Raw genomic sequence first — 18788 nt, 5'->3', positions numbered from 1 at the left:
GTTATGAAAAACATATTTGTTTTGTTTTTGCTGCAGCTGCCTTTATGGGGTTTGTCACAGGACTATAGTGTGAGCCTGATTCCTGATTCACTAAAAGCAAATGCCAACGCTGTAAAAAGGCAGGAGCAATTAAGGGTGGTAATAAAGGATGCCGGAAGGGCGGTGGTGTATCACAAATATGCTATTACTATATTAAATGAGAATGGTGATGATTATGCGGTTTACAGCAACTACTACGATAAGATGCACTCGTTAAGTGATATTTCGGGAGCTTTGTATGATGCTGGCGGTAAGAAATTGAAATCGGTAAAAAAGAAAGATATTTCCGATGCTGCTTATGATGATGATGAGAGCCTGGTAACAGATGCGCGTTATAAGAAACATAATTTTTATTACCGCCAATATCCTTATACAGTGGAGTATGAAGATGTGAAAGAGTTGGACGGGGTGTTTTTTCTGCCCCGCTGGGAGCCGGTAGAAGATGATGCGTATGCTGTGCAACAAAGTGCCCTGGTGGTGGAAACGCCATTAACCTATGCTTTACGTTATAAGCAGTTTGTGTATAATGGCACACCCAATATAGCAGAAGAAAAATCGGTGCGTACTTATAAATGGGAAGTGAAGCATGTAAAGCCGGTGGAGTATGAAGTTTACCAGCCCGCCTGGAAAGAGATCACCTGTAGTGTGCAACTGGCCCCGGTTGATTTTGAAATAGGAGGGTATAAAGGCAATATGAGCTCCTGGCAAAACCTGGGTAAGTTTATTCAAACTTTAAATGAAGGCAGGGATGTGTTACCCGATCCGGTAAAAAAAGAAGTGCATGCGCTTGTGGATGGTATTGCCGATAAAAGAGAGAAGGTAAGGGTGTTGTATGAGTATATGCAGAAGAATACACGTTATATAGGTATACAGGTGGGTATTGGAGGATGGCAGCCTTTTGATGCTAAATACGTGGCGGAGAAAAAGTATGGCGATTGTAAGGCTTTGTCTAACTATATGAAAAGTCTTTTGAAAGAGGTGGGTATACCTGCTAATTATGTATTAGTGAGAACAGGTGAAGGTAAAAAGGGATTATGGGAAGATTTTCCGGCTCCTTTTTTTACGCATGCTATTTTGTGTGTGCCAGGTGATAAAGACAGTCTTTGGCTGGAGTGTACCAGTAGCACAGCTTGTGCGGGTTATATGGGTAGAAGCACTGGTAATAAGCAAGCTTTGTTAATTGATAGTGACGGTGGGCATGTGGTGTATACGCCCCGGTATTCCGCAGCGGATAACGCTCAGTGGCGCAGGATCAATGCACAAATTGACGGGGACGGCAATTTGATTGCGGATGTGCGTACTGTGTTTACAGGTATTCAACAGGAGCTGCCCCATTCATTGATACATTACGCCAGTAAAGAGCAACGGGAAAAGTATTTGAATAACACTTTAGGGCTGCCTACCTACAAGGTGGATAAGATCGATTATGACGAGCAGAAAGCTGCTATGCCACAGGTGACAGAAAACCTGCACGTGCAGTCACCCGCCTATGCTTCGGCTTCAGGAAAAAGATTGTTTGTTGTGCCTAATCTGTTTAACAAAACAAGGTCTAAACTGTCTACCGACAAGCCAAGGGTTACGGAAATTGATTATCCTTACTCTTATACAGATGTAGACTCTGTATTCATTACAGTGCCTGCTGGTTATGTATTAGAGTCGTTGCCTAAAAATATAACCCTTCAAAATAAGTTTGGTCGTTACGCTATTTCCTTTTTTTATGAGGGTAATACCATTCGTTTAGAGCGTGTTTGTGAGCGCAATGCCGGCCGCTTTCCTCCGGAAGACTATACCGGGTTGGCAAAGTTTATTGCCGATATGTATAAGGCAGACAGGAGCACGTTGGTTTTGGTAAAGAATAATTAAAGCAAGCCTTCTTCCACTGCTTTCATCATCAGGCCTGCTGTATTTTTTACATTTAACTTTTGCAGCAGGCTGTTTCTATGATTTACAATGGTGTGGGTGCTCAGGAATAATTTGTCGGCAATTTCCTGGGTGGTCATTTCCTGTGCTATCAGTTGTAAAATCTCTTTTTCGCGACGGGTGATTTTTACAAAATGAGCAGGGGTAAAAAGATTGTTCACCAGGTGTTTGCGCAGCTCTTCGTGAATAAACTGTTCGTTATTATATACCGTACGGATGGCTGTTAGAAATGTGTTGGAGTCAATGTTTTTGAGCAGATAACCCATACAGCCCAACTGTAAAATCTTTTTCACCTGCGCCAGCACTTCTACACTGGAAAGCACGATGATTTTAATTTCAGGGTATTTTTTACGTATAACAGATGCCAGCTCAATGCCGTTTTTGCCGGGCATTTGTATATCCAGTATCAGGATGTCCGGCTTGTTTACCGGAATGTCTTTTAACAGATCGTCCCCGTTGGTATACGTTCCAATAATGGTAATGTCGTTTGCTTCTGCCACAATTTTCTGAAAACCACTGAGAACAATAATGTGGTCATCGGCCATGCTTATCCGGATCATGCAGTTTCGAGATTTTCTTTATGCAAATCTAAATTAATATAAATACTCGTACCTTTTGAATATCCGCTTTCGATAGTGATGTTGCCGTTGATGGCTTTTACCCGGTCGTAAATGCTTTTAATGCCTATTCCCTGTGTGGTAGTGTGCACATCCATGCCTACGCCATTGTCCTCTACTGTAATAGAAAGCTCGTTTTCAAAAAAGTTGATCTGTATCATGGCTTCTGTAGCCCTGGCATGTTTAATAATATTATGTACCAGTTCCTGAACAATGCGGTATAATGCCAGTTCCAGGGAGGATTTTAGTTTTACGGGTGTACCCACAATTTCAAAGTAAATGCTGGTGGTGTTGTTAGCTGCTATGCTGTTGCAAAATTGTTCCAGTGCTTTTAACAGCCCATCTTGCATTAATATCTCCGGCATCATATTATGCGCGGTTTTTCTGAGGTCTGATGCGGCCTGATCTATCAGTTGCAGCCCTTCGGTAAAATTAGATTCGTTGCTGAAATGATACTCCTTTTTTACCAGGTTGAGGTTGATTTTAGCTGCCACCAATAGACCTACAATACCGTCGTGCAGTTCGGCGGCAATGCGTCTTCTTTCTTTTTCCTCTCCCTGTATGGTATAGGTAAGGCGGCTTATTTCCATCTGTTTTTCAAACTGGTAAGTCTGTAACCGTTGTGCATGCCTGATATTGCGCAGCCATAATATAGCCACCAGTATCATCAGTATGGCGAGGAAGGAGATGGCTGCCACCCAGAAATTTTTTCTACGGGCATCGTTTTCTGCCTGGGAAATGGTGAGGTTTTGTTCGGCGAGCTTTTTATCTTTTTCGGCAAGCCGGTACCTGCTTTCCATTTTGTAGCTCATGTTCAGCCGGTCGCGTTTGGCAAGGCTATCGTATAAGGTGATGTACAGGTTTTTATAAGTGAGGGCCTGGTCTTTCATGCCCAGCTTCTCGTACGAATCGCCATATATTTTATAGGCATCCGCAACGTCTTTATTTACAAAATTGACTTTACAGTAATGCCAGGTACTGTCTAAAATACGTATGCATTCCCCATACTTTTTCTGTTGAAAATACACATCGGCAAGGTGTAAGTTGGCGGTGATATAGTAACGATCCTGGGTAGGAATGCTTTTATACGTACTTCTCACCCGGTTGATGTAGGGAATAGCTTCGCCCGGCTTATGCTCCATTACATAAGCGTTGCTGATGTTTAATAACACAGAAGCCATGCTGGAGGGCATGGGTGTTGTGTTTTCGCATAACGCCAGCTGCTTTTGTAAATAAAAACGCGCCGAGTCGTAGCGGTTGATGCTTAAATAGTAAATAGCCTGTAGCTGGTAAAAGCTGGCATTGGTGCTGGAATTGTCTGGTAGCTGGTTGAGGGTGTGCTGTGCTTTATCAATAAAATTTTTTAAAGGTTTGGCAAACTCCGGGTCCAGCTGGTTATCACTATTCAGCCAGAATAGCGCCAGCGTAGTGTATAAGGAAACTTCAAAGTAGGGGTCTTTAATCCGGCCTTTGTCAACTTCTTCATTAAGATAATAATAGTAATAGGCGGCTGAATCTATTTTAGCATTGGCCTCGTAGGCTTTGGCTAAGGCCAGGTATACCTGGCACTTTAAGGTGTTATTGGTAAGATGTTCTTTCTCAAACTCTGTTAATGCGGCGCAGGCACTGTTAATGCTTAACTGGATATTGCTGTTGTAATACCATCTGCTTAGCTCGTACTGGGCCAACACCACGCCTTCGCTGTAATTGGCCCCATAACTGCCTATCAACGCTTTATTAAAGTAATAAAAGGCACTGTCGGGAAAGGAATGTTTGATGCTTCTGCCGGTCTTTAGCAGGCGATGAATAGCGGCTGTATCCTGTAGATTGCTGCCTTCGGGACGGGTAAGTTGTTGAGCAGATGCAGCCAGCGGGAAAAGGAAAAGCAATAAAATACTTAAGCAGAGCGTTGTACTACGCACCGGATGCAGGAAGTGTTTAGCAATAGGGCACTTGTACGCGAATCTCATATCTACAGTAGTTTATAGAATTACTTTTCTATGGCATAATCGGCATTTTTTTGTTAGGCAATGGTAAATACAGTTAGTTACTCTGCCAAATTACCCAATTTATAGGTATAAATAGCCATTTTTTTAATTGAATATTTTTACACACAATTTCAATAGGTGGTATAAATAACTTTAGAGCTGTAATTGGCGGCTCTTTTTCTGGAACCAAAACTCTCGCCGCTGGTACGGAAAATTCTCTAAACTAACTGCATTCTCATGAAGATCGATTACTTACAAGTGTTCGTTTGTAGGAAATTTTTATTACCACTACTGCTATGTATGGCAGCCGTTCCCGGTTTGGCGCAGCCGCCCTGTGGAACTGCTACTATAGGAAAGATGGTTCCACCAGATGTAACAGGTGTGTGTCCGGGTACACAGCTGAGTTTTACATTAGCCAGTAATACAACAGATCCGTCTGTATTCTTCTTTGTACAGTGGGCAGCATCGCCTTCTGATGCCTTTGTATCTATGTCGGCTCCTTCTTTCGATCCGCAGAACAATGCTATACAATCGCCGGCAATGCCTGGCACGAGCTATTATAGAATTATAGGACAATGTTTGTACAATGGTTCTTTAATAGTGGTTTCTGATACAATAACAGTAAAAGTGGGGATGTCGGGCACCTATACTATTAATGCATCCCTTCCACAAACAGAAACCAATTTCCCTTCTTTTACAAGCGCTATAGAAAAATTAACGAGTTCCTGTTTAGTGGGGCCTGTTGTGTTTGATGTAACAACGTCAGGATATAACTATAAAGAGCAACTGGTTATTCCGGAAATAAAAGGGGCCTCAGATATCAATACGATTACTTTTAATGGTAACGGAAATACCGTTTCTTATGCAGGAACAGGCTACTACGATTCACGCTACATTATTAAGCTGGATGGCGCTGATCATATTATATTCGATAGTCTGCAGGTAAATGCTACTACGGGCCAGTCGGGTTTTGGCTTTGTGTTGACGAATGATGCTGATGGTAATATTATTAGAAAGTGTACTATTAATGCAGGACAGAATAACACTTTTGATGGCTATTCCGGTATAGTTGTAAGCGGTGCTGATAACAATACAGGCTGGACGAACAGCTATAGCGATGAAAACCTTTTTGAGAACAATACTATAATAGGAGGCAGGTACGGTATTAGTATTACAGGAAGTGGTACCCACAACCAGGTATTGAATAATATTATTAAAGATGCTTATACTGCCGGTGTTAATTTGAATACAACCACTGAAACCATTGTTGCAGGTAACAGTATTTCGCAACCCAAGCGTATCTCGCTATCTGTTTTCAGTGGTATCCTGGTAGAATCTGAAAATACAGGCTTACAAATAACCCGTAACAGAATTTATAATCTTAGTAGTGCTAACACGGGTAGTACTACTTATAGTTATGGTATCTACTTTAGTGGTTGTGATGCGGATATTTCCAGCCCGAATATAGTTACCAATAACCTGATGTATGGTTTTAAAGGAGCAGGACAAGTAATAGGCTTATATAATCAATCTTCTGATTATGCCTATTATTACCACAATACCATATTTTTTGATAGTACCAGCACTCAGGCAAGCGCACAGGCTTCTGCTGGTTTTTATATGAGTACCACTGCAACGGGAGTTATTTTCAAAAATAACATAGTGGATATCCAAAGAAGCGGTGCGGGTAATTGTTATGGCATTTACAAGAATACTGATGCAGTTACTTTAACAAGTGACTATAACGATATTTATATGTTGCCTATAGCATCCCATTTTATCGGTTATGCAGGTTCGGGGCAACAAACATTAAGCAGCTGGCAAACCAAAACCAGCAGTGACTTATCAAGTGTGCTGATTGATCCGTTTTTTCTGAATGCTAAAGAAGATAATTTAAAACCGAATAATATACAGCTGGATAATAAAGGAACAGCAGCTGGAATTGGTGAAGATTTTGATCTGGCCGTGCGTGATGCCACCACACCTGATGTGGGTGCTTATGAGTTTACCTATCTTACCTGTTCTAACCCTCCGGCTGCGTCTACTGTAAATATTGCACAAACTGCAGTGTGTTCAGCTGCCAGTGCGCTGTTAACCAGTAGTGGTGGTGCAGTAGGCGATGGTTTAACTTACCAATGGCAATATTCGGCTGATAAAAACAGTTGGACAGATATTGCTGGTGGTACAGCCAAGCAAGTAACAGTGGCGCAAACTACCGATACCTGGTACAGGCTGGTAACGTATTGCGGAACGGGGAATACACCTTCCGAAGCGGTACAGCTTACTACCAAGTACAAACTTTCCGGCAATTACACCATTAATAAGGCCGTTGCTACCGGTGGAAGAAATTTTCAATCGTTTAACGATGCGTGGAGTGCTGTTCAGTGTGGTATTACCAGCTCGGTAATATTTGACGTAGTGCCCGGATCTGGCCCTTACAACGAACAATTGATCACTACACCTGTGCCTGGTGCATCTCCGGTGAATACTATTACCATTAACGGTAATGGCAACATGCTTTTCTATATTTCTGATAACACAAATGAAAGGGCTGTAGTAAAGCTGAACGGAACAGATCATTTAATTATAGACAGCCTGGTGATCAATGCACCAGGGGCCAGCGCTTCGTACTATGGCTTTGGTATACAGTTAATGAATGATGCTGATTCTAATATTATCCGTCGTTGTACTATCTATTCAGATACTACTTTAACTATTTACGATCATGGTTATAGCGGTATAGTAGTGAATGGCATGGCCAGTGGCAACCCTGAATGGGGGGAGGCTTTTTCGGATGATAATATATTTGAAGACAATACTGTGGTAGGGGGATACTATGGTATTTCACTGGCAGGTAATGCAACCAAGCCGAACGTACGTAACATTATACGCCGTAACAAATTCGTTAACTTCCTGAATGCAGGTATATGGACTTCTAACTGTATCAATACCCTTATTGACAGTAACTATATCAGTCGTCCTACCCGTACTTCATCCAGTTCTGTGATGGGTATTTACCTGAACACTGGTCAAATTTCCAACATCGTTACCCGTAATATTATCACCAATCCATTTGGTGGCAGTCCTGATGCTACGGACGATTTTTATGGCATCTATCTTAATTCGGCTGATGCATATGCTGGTGCAGAAAATTTAATCAGCAACAACCTGATCTATAACATGACTGGTTCGGGATCAGCCTACGGGTTATATAACTCCGGTTCTGATGGTGTTTCTTTTTATCATAATACCATTCATGTAGATGGCTCCGGTAATTATGATTCGTATGGTTTTTATCAGATCAATACTGCTGGTGGTATTCGCATTAAAGACAATATCATTACTATCAGCCGTAAAGGAGATGGTAATAAATATGCTATGTATTATGCTACCAGGGAAAGCGGTATCGCTTCTGATTATAATAACTACTTTATAGCCAGTGATGCTACTAATGCCAGCATTGGATACAGAAGTGCATTGACTCGTAAAAGCCTTGCCGATTTTCAACAAGGTACCAACGATGCTAATTCGGCATCTGTAGATCCGGTATATACGGATGTGGCTGCCGGTAACTTTAAACCGCAGAGTGGTGCTATTGATAATTCGGGCCAGCCGGTATCGGTGTTGGTGGATCTTGCTGGTGCGGCCAGGGATGCTTCACATCCGGATATGGGTGCGTATGAATTTACGGCTCCTCCTTGTGTTGCTCCTGTGGCAGGTACTGCGGTGGCTAATAGCGATGAAATTTGTGAAGGCAATAAACTGGAACTGAACCTTACCGGCAACTCTACGGGTGGTTTACAAACTTACCAGTGGCAGGCTTCTACTACTGAAACGGGTACTTATGCACCTATCAGTAACGTACAAACCAAACCTAATTTTATTACACTGCCTGGTACCGATGCTGTGTTTTACAGGGCAGCTGTAACCTGTAAGGGTACCACTGTTTATACCCAGCCTATTTCTATAGCAGTAGACGCTATGCTGGCTGCTGGTGTATACACTATTGACCAGGAGGGAACAGGTGATTTCAAAAGCTTTAACGAGGCTTACCAGGCATTGAAATGTGGTATTAAAGGGCCTGTGGTATTTAATGTATTACCTGGTGGAAAGGCGTATAACGAGCAACTGATCATGGATTCTATCCCTGGTACATCAGCGGTGAATACTATTACGTTCAAATGTAATGGTGACACGCTCGCTTATTCTTCTTCAGATTACGACAACCAGGCGGTAATTACTTTACAAAAGACAGATTATATCATTTTTGATAGTCTGGTAATTAATACTATTGGTACAGGATATTATGGCATAGGTGTTAATTTAAAAAAGAGCGCTAATTATAATACTTTCCGCAATAGTACTATCCTGATGCCGCTTAATAATTCGTCTTCCAGCTATGTAGGTATATTGGTAAATGGAAGTACTTATTATTCTTCTGTTTCCAATGATACTTATTCAGATTATAACCTATTCCAGAATAATACTATTATAGGGGGCTATTGTGGCATCAGCATGATGGGGGGATATAATTCGGCCAATACGGGCAATAAGGTAATTGGCAATACTATCAAGGACTTCTATTCTACGGGTGTTTACCTGGGTTGTTCTATGAGTACTGTGATTGAAGGTAATGTTATCAGCAGGCCTAACAGAACCAGTGTAAATACCTTCTATGGTATCATGGTTCAAGGAGGTGGTGGGGCATCTCCTATTCAGAACAGCCACAACCTGCAGATTTCCAAAAACAGGATACACACTCCGTTTGGCGGCAACCCTGCTTCTACACAGGGTATGTATGGTATATACCTGGATAGAACTTCGCCATACGATTATGCACCGAATACAGTGTCTAATAATCTGATTTATAATTTTAATGGAAAGGGCGCTGCTTATGGTATTTACTATAGCTATTCCGGAAAAACCCGTTTTTATCATAACACTATTTCGCTGGACAACAAAGACTACACTGGATCATCGCTGACAGAAGGCATGTATATGCAGTTAGAGAACGGCAGCGGTGCTGAAGTGAAGAATAATATTATTACCGTGTTACGTGGCGGCACAGGCAAACGATATGGTATATATGCTCCTAACAGTTATAGCTTTATTTCTGATTTTAATGATATATGGGTAGATGCCGGCACTAATAAGTTTACAGGTTTCTATGGGGCTGACAGGGCAAGCCTGGCCGATTGGAGAGCAGCAGCGAATGTGGATGCCAGTTCTGTAAGCTTTGATCCGGCTTATGAAGATACGGCGGCAGGTAAATTTGCTTCCACACTGCCTGCACTGGATAACACTGGTGCACCGGTTGGTATTAACACGGATATTAACAATGTAGCAAGAAATACTTCTTCGCCAGACCTGGGAGCGTTTGAGTTTAACAGTGCACCTTGTACAGCTCCGCCTACACCGGGCGTAGCGGTTGTTACTCCTGCTACAGGAACTTGTATGGGGGCACAGGCACAATTAACATTAAATGGCAATAGTGCAGGTGGTGGCCAGAAATATGTATGGCAGCGTGCGTCAGCAGCTGACGGTACCTGGACGACTATCAGTGATACCTCTGCATCTGGCTTTTACAATTACGAACTGGTTTCAAAAGATGCCTGGTTCCGCGCGGTAGTTGTATGTGGCACTGGTGTAGCCTATTCACAGCCTGTGCAATTATCTATAAACCAGGGACTGCTGGCAGGTGATTATACTATTGATCCTGCTTTGCCGGCCGGTAATAAAAACTTCCAGTCGTTTGGTGAGGCTATTGCAGCGATGTCGTGTGGTATTGAAGGTGCCGTTCGCTTCTTAGTAACCCCGGGTACTTATACCGAAAGGGTAAGGGTGCCTAAAATACCGGGAACTTCTGCAACAGCTACTGTAACCTTTTTGAGTAAGGATAATGTGGCTGCTACCACTATTGTTACAGCTGCTACTACCAGCGATACCAATTATGTGGTGAAACTGGATACAGCCAACTACATTATTTTCAAAAACATGAGCATTAAGCCTGATGGCACTGATTATGCCAGGGCGGTAGAATTCACAGGCACTTCTTCTTACGATAGCATTACAGGTTGTATTATAGACTTACCTGTAACGCGTAATACTTCGGAAAATGTGGTGGGGGTGTATGGTAAGGATTTGTATGGTGTGGAGAATGTGATTACCAAAAATACCATTACCAACGGTATGGCCGGTGTTTACCTGTTTGGTGTAGAGCGTTATGCGCAGAAATTTGTGATAGATAGCAACACGGTAAACAACAGTTATAATGCTAATATTTTCGCTCAGAATATCAATTATGTTTCCATAAGCGGTAATACTATTAATAAAGACGGTATCCAGAATGTGCGTTCTTATGGCATTTGGATGCAGAAATGTGATTCGGCTTATAAAGTAGATAAGAATAAAATCACCATTACCAATACTGCCAGTTCCACTTCTGCTATCATCGTGTTTGTAAGCGCTGGCGGTAGTAACAGGGGATCGGTTTCCGGTAATATTATACTGGCCGATAGCACCAACACGGGTAGTGTTACTGGTTTAAACCCTTACACCAACGCTTCTAGCTTCTCTGCCATGAATAACGTAATTGTTATTGGCACAAAAGGAAACGAAGCTTATGGTATTAATAGTCAGGGCGCTGGCGATGGCTGTGCTTATTACAATAACTCTATACAAATAGAATCTGCTACAGAAAACAGCGCAGCAGCTGCGTTTTCTCCTGGTGCATTTGCTTATAACAACATCTTCTCCAACATTGGTGGCGGTGGTGCAGCGCTAAAAATGTATAACGCTGTTACAGGAGGTATTGATTACAACCTGTTGTATAGCGAAGGCGCTACACTGGTATGGTATAACGGTAATAACCTGGTAAGTCTGGAACAGTGGCAGAATGCGGGTAATGTGGATTACAGCTCGTTAGTGTACAAACCTGTTTTTGCAGATAAAAAATTATTGACTCCTGATGTAGCCAATGCCAATGTGTGGGCTATGCACGGACGCGGTGTGCAGGTGCCGGAAAGTAAAAAAGATATAAATGGTATTGCGCGTCCTGTTACTATGGAAACCGGTGTGCCTGATATGGGGGCTTATGAATTTACTCCAACAGTGGCTCCGGTATTATTAACGGCCACACCAGCAGTGCCGCAGGCAAATAGTCAGCAGGTATTTATGCTGGGAACGGATACGGTAACCATTATTAACTGGGGTAGCACTGTGCCTTCCAAAATTGAAGGCAAAAGATATTCAGGTGTAGCGCCGGAAGGTCTGGCAGCTAATCAGCCATTCATGTACTTCTACACTGCATTTACTACAACCGGTACTGCGCCAACAGGGCATGCTGTGAAACAGTATTATGTAAATTCATGGAGAGGAACTATTGAAAAAGAAACCACTATTAAACTGGGCAAAACCAATGCAGCTGTCTGGGAAATTTCCAGCAAAAGCAAACTGGATACTATTGGTAACTCTATCGCTGATACCGGACTTGCCGTGTTAGCGAAATTTACAGGGCTTACTGATGGTAAAGAAGCGCCCACTGATCCTATTGTTAAAACTCCCCGTGATACCAGTAGCCGTGGCACCATGTTCTGGGCTCCTTATGCTAATACAGTATTGTTTACCATGGGCAATACCCAGGATATGGTGTTCTATTTAGGTGCGGGTAGTAAAACTGCACACGTAACCATTAAGATTAATGGAACACAATGGTCAAAAACCTATACGGTGCCTGCAAACACTGCCATTACTTCTGACCTGATGCCTAAAGCAGGCCAGTTTGATGCCAGGTTGCTGAAAGAAGGCTTGTACGATCGCGGTATCAGTATTGAAAGTGATGAAGCTATTTCGGCTTATGCACACATCTATGGTCCTTCGGCATCTGCAGCTACTATGTTACTGCCTGTGGGTACCTATGGTTATGAATACTATGCACTAACGCCACGACAAACCTATAACCCGGGTAATGTAAACGCTTCTGTGGTGGAGGTGATAGCCGCCTACGACAGTACTGTGGTGGAAATTACACCGTCTGTGCCTACACAAGGGCATGTGGCCAATGTGCCATTCAGGGTAACGTTGAAAAAAGGCCAGGTATATCAAATTATAGGTGCTATTGACGACGGTATGGAAGTGTCTTACGATTTAACCGGAACAAAAATCCGTTCGGTTCAAAACGACAATGGCAAATGCTGGCCGGTAGCTGTGTTCTCGGGAAGTAACCTTACCGGTTTTGATTGTAGCATGTTTAGTACCAGTGGAACAGGTGATAATGTGTTACAGCAAAACTTCCCTTACCAGGCCTGGGGTAAAAAATACCTTACAGCGCCAAGCTCGCACTACACCGATGCTAAACGATTATTAACAAACGTGTTCCGTATATATGTAAAAGATCCTAACACCTTAGTAGAGTTGAATGGTTCTCTGCTGAGTGGTTTGGTAAGCAATCGTTACTACGAGTTTGCCAGCAGTACCGCTGATTATATTAAGTCAGATAAGCCGGTGCTGGTGGCACAGTTTCAGCCATCTACACATAGCTGTGGTGTAACAGATTCTATGGGTGATCCGGAAATGTTCTTTATCAGCCCGATAGAGCAAGGTGTGAAAGAAGCGCAATTGTACAGGAACACTACCAGTGCTATTCTCGTGCAATACCTCACTTTGATTGTGCCTACCAAAGGGTTGAGTTCATTAACCATTGATGGCGCTAACACCTGGGATTATGCTTATGCGCATCCTAATTTGCCTGGTTATACAGTAGTAGTAGTACGCTGGACAGCCAGCAAGGGACAGTCCATTGTGAAATGTGATTCATCATTTACCGGTGTTACTTATGGTATGGGTGCTTATGAAAGCTACGGTTACAATGCCGGAACCATGGTGCTGAACCTGAATACCAAAGTAAACCTGAGTAACTCTTATTCACCAGGCGGTGGTTATAACGATTATACCTGTGCGGGTACACCGTTTAAGTTAAGCCTGATGACCACTGTACAGCCTACTGCTATTGACTGGAAGCTGAGTACTGTGCCACAATTATCGCCTAATGCGGATGTGCATACAGAGTTTCCGAAGGCTACCGATACCATTGTTATCAATGGCATTACTTACTATCAATATGCATTAGATCAGCAATACGTGTTGAATGCACCTGGTGACTATGTGATCACTGCTTATATCTCACATCCTGACATTGATGCCTGCGATTCTAAACAGGAGACATTGGTGCCAATTAAGGTAGCAGCAGCGCCACTGGTTGATTTTGTATTCGATGGTACCTGTTTAGGTAGTGAAACGCAGTTTGGCGGATCGGCACAAACGGTAAATAATGCTTCTATTATCAACTGGAAGTGGGACTTTAATGATGCTGGTGCTGCTGCTTATACAAAAGATACGGTACATACTTATAAAACAGCTGCCACCTACCAGGTGCGACTGGATGTGATAGATGCCAACGGTTGTTTAGGTGATACTACCAAGCCTGTTGCTATCAACGCTCCGTTACCGGCACCAGTGGTAAAAGCGGGCGCTATTACTTCTTACACCATCACTTTTGTGTGGGCTGCTGTGCCTGGTGCGACTGGGTATGAGGTAAGTATTGATAATGGTACTACGTGGATAGCGCCATCGGGTAGCGACGGTCTTTCTCATACAGTTACCGGTTTAAGCTTAGGTGAAACAGTAACCATTAAGGTAAGAGTGTTAGGTAGCTGTGTGCCTGCCATATCCACAGCGGTATCGGCCACTACCATGGTACAGGAAGTATTTATTCCTAACTCGTTTACACCTGATAACAATGGCCCGGCCGAGAATGAATACTTTAAAATATATGGTAACAGCATTCAGCAACTGCGTTTAATGATATTTAACCAGTGGGGTGAGAAGGTGTTTGAAACCAATGATAAGAACACCGGCTGGAACGGTACTTACAAAGGCAAGCCGCAACCTTCGGGCGTATACATTTATGTAGCCGACATTTTGCTGGATAATGGTAAACGGGAAACTAAAAAAGGTACTATAAATCTGGTGAGGTAGATGAAGTTTGAACGCTCTATATTATGTTTGATTTTCTGGCTAAGTTCCTGTGCATGGTTGCATGCACAGGAACCTACCAATAGGGGCACTGAGTTCTGGACGGGCTATGGGCATCATTATTTTATGGATAAGATACCCGATCCATTAGATCCTAATTTAAGAAATACACAAAGTCTTTTTCTGTATTTCAGTGCTGGAGATGAAGCTGCTGAGGTTACTGTTTCTATTAATAATACTACCTGGACGAAAACATATTCTGTAGCAGCACACACCGTTATTGTATCGGACGAAATGCCGAAATACAATGATGCAACGATGATAGATGCCCGATTATTCCGGGATGAGTTGTCTGGCGGTAGCGAGGGTTTATATACAGACAGAGGTATACATATCACCAGTACCAAACCTATTGTAGCTTACGCGCATGTAATTGCTACAGGCGCTTCCGGGGCCAGCATGTTAATGCCGGTAAATACCTGGGGTTATAGTTATTATTCTTTAAATACCAATCAGTCGGGAGGTACCAGTTCGTGGGCGTATGTAATAGCCAGCCACGACAACACAAAGGTGGAAATTACCCCTAGTATAAAAACCTATGCAGGGAAAGCGGCGGGCACTCCCTTTTATGTAACACTGCAAAAAGGAGAGGTGTACCAGATGTTGAGTGAAAAAGGGGTGAGTGATGGAAGCGGAGGTGGTGGCTATGAAATGTCGGGAACTAAGTTCTTGTCGGTGGATAATGGCGCTGGTCAGTGTTATCCTATTGGTGTTTTTTCCGGATGTAGCAGTACCCAGGGTAAAACAACTTGTAACTATGGTTATCAGGAGCCCGATATGCAGCAGGTATTTCCTACACATGCCTGGGGTAAACGTTATTTAACTGCGCCTACTTCAAGGGACGATAAAGTGAATTTTTTAACATTGAATTCCTACAAGGTATTGGTGAAGGATGTGAATACAGTTGTTAAACGAAATGGGGTGGTACTAACCGGGCTGAAGAACAACTATTATTATTTTGAAAGTACTACTGCCGATGTAGTTGAGGCTGACAAGCCGATAATGGTTGCACAGTATTTGCTGGGCGGGCGGGCGGGTTGCCCGGGAGCCAGTTTGAATTCAGATCCTGATATGATTTACCTGAGCCCGATTGATCAGGGAATTAATAATATCGGTTTTTTCAGAAATAACAGAAACGCTATTGTCGTTAACTATCTTACCTTAATTGTAACAAACAAAGGAACAGGCTTGTCTTCTCTTCGTATTGACGGGCAGCCTGTATCGTCTTTTTCTGCTGCTGAATATTACTCCTATCCACACCCTCAAATGCCGGACTTTACTGTGGTGGTGAAAAGATGGGGGGGATTATGGCCTTACCCTGCAGATCCTCCAGGGCAATGTGTGGTAACCAGTGACTCGGCTTTTACTGCCATTACCTATGGATTGGGCAGTGGGGAAAGTTATGCTTATAATGCAGGAACGCATATCTATAACCTGGATGCCAGAAGCTCTATCCATAATAACTTAAGTGCCACCAACGAGCCTAATGCTTTTACCTGTGTAGATGCCCCGGTGTCTATTTTTGCGTTAGTAGCCTATAAGCCTACCAGTATTACCTGGAAGCTGAGTGCATTGGCAGGCAGCCTTTCGCCGGCTGTTGATGTAACAGATAGCGCCCCGGTTTCTACGGAAACAGTGGAGTTAAACGGGGCCTTATACTATAAGTACACGCTTCCGGGTACCTACCAGTTTAATAGTGCAGATACCTTTTATCTGCCTGCTGAATTTACCAGTCCTGAAATTGAAAAGTGCGATCATAAAGAAGAGCTGCTGCTGCGCATCATTGTGAAACCCAAGCCTAAAAATGATTATACGTTTAGCCGCAATACCAATTGTACACTGGATACGGTGCATTTTTCCGGAACCGATAAAGCTCCGGAAGGATATACGTTTTATCAATGGAACTGGTTATTTCCCGATGCTGCTACTGCAACAGGTAAGGATACAGTGCATTTGCTGGCAGCAGGCGCTGATCAGCCGGTGAAGTTGCGGTCGGTTACTACAGAGGGTTGTGTAGCCGATACAGTGAAAAAAATTGTAGTATATGCGCCTCCACAGGCAGCTTTTGTAGCCAACGAGCCTGTTATTTGCGCTAAAGGAACCTATACGTTTACCGGAACTGCCACTTATGAAGGAACCGGCAGCCTGCAATGGTATTGGATCATGGGCAATGGTAATACACAAACATCCGCGACCAACATTACACAGCCGGAAACTTATAACACAGGTGGTAATTATACTGTAAAACTGGTAGTAAAGGCCGGCAGTTTGTGTGCCAGTGATACTATAAGTAAGGTGGTAAAAGTATATAGCGCACCCACTGTCAGCATCAGTTATCCGGAAGGGTGTTTGCCGAAAGATGGTATGGTTACTTTTGCCAACAACAGCACAGTTGCAGATGGACAAACTATTACCAGTCATCAATGGAATTTTGGAGATGCCAATGCTACTGCAGCCAATCCTAATACAGCTACAGTGGCAAGTCCTTCCCATGTTTACGTTCAGTATGGAAATTATAATGTTACTTATAAGGCAACCAGCACGAATGGTTGTGTGACTGATACGGTTATCAAAGCAGTTTTCAACCCTGCACCCCAGTTTACTTATGATGTGTTAACGGCTGTATGTGAAAAGGCGGCCGCTGTTTCTGTTGCCAAAGCGCTTGTAACCAATGGTGTTCCCGGAACAGGTATATACAAAGGGCCAGGTACCAGCACCACAGGAGTATTTACGCCGTCACAGGCAGGGGCAGGTGTGCATACTATCTGGTATGTATATACTACTGACCTGGGCTGTGTTGATTCTGCCAAACAAACTATTGAAGTATATGCTGCTCCCGTGGCTGATTTTACTTTTGTGAATAATGTTTGTGCAGGTGGGCCAACGAAGTTTACTCCAACGGCTACTGTGGCTACAGGAAACACGATTACACAATGGAGCTGGAATTTTGGTGACAAGAATACCTCCAATAAAACCACTGGTACTGCATTCGATTATACTTATGCAACTTATGGTACTTACAGGGTAATACTTACCGCTACCAGCAACCATAACTGTGCCAGCGTGCCTGATACACAAAGCGTGGTGGTGCAGCCTTTGCCGGTAGCTGATTTTACAGTGCCTGATACTATTTGTATGCCGGGCGGTGCTGCAGTGTTTACTAACAAATCTTCTGTGCCGGGCAATGGTTCTCTGGCGTATAACTGGAATTTTGGAGATGGTACTTCTACGTCTGCAACAGTGAGCCCTTCCCACATATATGCTACCAGTGGAAGTTATACCGTAACACTTACTGCCACTACTGCCGCAGGTTGTGTGAATACAGCTGCTAAGGTGGCTGATAAATTCTCGGATAAGCCTGTGGCCATCTTTACGGTTGTTCCAGCGGAAATATGTCAGGATGGGCAGGTGAAGTTTACTGATGCCAGCACTGCGGCTGGTAGCACAGTAAGCAAATGGGGATGGACATTTAGTGACGGAACTACCGCTTCTATAGCATCTCCTGTAAAAGTGTATAAGCAGGCTGGTACGGCTACTGCCACCCTGGTGGTGAAAAATGCCAAAGGCTGTGCTTCGTTGCCGCTTACCAAAAGTGTAGTGGTACATGCCAAACCAGTTATTGATGCGGGTGTTTCCTTTATGGTAAAAGAAGGAACGCAGGTGCAGTTTGATGCGTATGCCAATTCTTCTGCTTACCAGTTACAATGGTATCCTGCTACGGGGCTGAGTAATGCCAACATATTAAAACCTTATTTAACTGTTACACAGGATGTAACCTATACGCTTACGGCTACAGGTGAATTTAACTGTACCACTACAGATACGTTAACGGTAAAAATATTACGTGATATAGCGCCGCCCAATGTGTTTACGCCTAACGGGGATGGTATACATGATGTGTGGGAAATACCTTATCTGTCGTCTTATACCAATGGAGTTATTGATGTGTTTAACCGGTATGGACAGAGTGTGTTTCACAGCATAGGATATGCTAAGCCGTGGGATGGGCGCATGAACGGGCAGGATGTGCCAACAGGTACTTATTACTATATCATTAAACTGGGAACTGGTTTGCCTACTTTAAGCGGCTCGGTTACTATTATCCGTTAATTTATGATTTTTTAAAACTTTC

General features: G+C 43.2%; 5 protein-coding genes. 3 read left to right on the top strand and 2 right to left on the bottom strand.

Annotated elements, in window-relative coordinates; genetic code table 11:
- The first annotated feature begins 3 nt into the window (after window positions 1-3).
- The gene (locus tag FLA_RS22605; protein WP_159445038.1) at window positions 4-1902 is read left to right on the top strand and encodes a DUF3857 domain-containing protein; all 1899 of its coding nucleotides are present in this window, start codon (window positions 4-6) and stop codon (window positions 1900-1902) included.
- Here FLA_RS22605 and FLA_RS22600 read toward each other — a convergent pair.
- Both FLA_RS22600 and FLA_RS22595 read right to left on the bottom strand, forming a co-directional pair.
- Window positions 1899-2519: a response regulator transcription factor gene (locus tag FLA_RS22600; protein ID WP_076374611.1), complete on the bottom strand. Its 621-nt coding sequence runs from the start codon at window positions 2517-2519 to the stop codon at window positions 1899-1901. The genes FLA_RS22605 and FLA_RS22600 overlap by 4 nt on opposite strands.
- Complete coding sequence (locus FLA_RS22595; protein ID WP_076374609.1) at window positions 2516-4546, bottom strand: tetratricopeptide repeat-containing sensor histidine kinase; 2031 nt, start codon at window positions 4544-4546, stop codon at window positions 2516-2518. The genes FLA_RS22600 and FLA_RS22595 overlap by 4 nt, the downstream gene beginning before the upstream one ends.
- Before the next feature lie 318 nt (window positions 4547-4864).
- Between FLA_RS22595 and FLA_RS22590 the strand changes: the two genes are divergently transcribed.
- Both FLA_RS22590 and FLA_RS22585 read left to right on the top strand, forming a co-directional pair.
- Window positions 4865-14599 (top strand): T9SS type B sorting domain-containing protein, encoded by a 9735-nt coding sequence (locus FLA_RS22590; protein ID WP_076374607.1) that lies wholly within the window; start codon window positions 4865-4867, stop codon window positions 14597-14599.
- Window positions 14600-18766: a PKD domain-containing protein gene (locus FLA_RS22585; protein ID WP_076374605.1), complete on the top strand. Its 4167-nt coding sequence runs from the start codon at window positions 14600-14602 to the stop codon at window positions 18764-18766.
- Window positions 18767-18788: the final 22 nt, after the last annotated feature.

The organism is Filimonas lacunae, assembly GCF_002355595.1.
In the GTDB taxonomy this organism is placed as follows: Bacteria; Bacteroidota; Bacteroidia; order Chitinophagales; family Chitinophagaceae; genus Filimonas; species Filimonas lacunae.
This window is presented reverse-complemented; position numbering and strand designations above follow the sequence as displayed.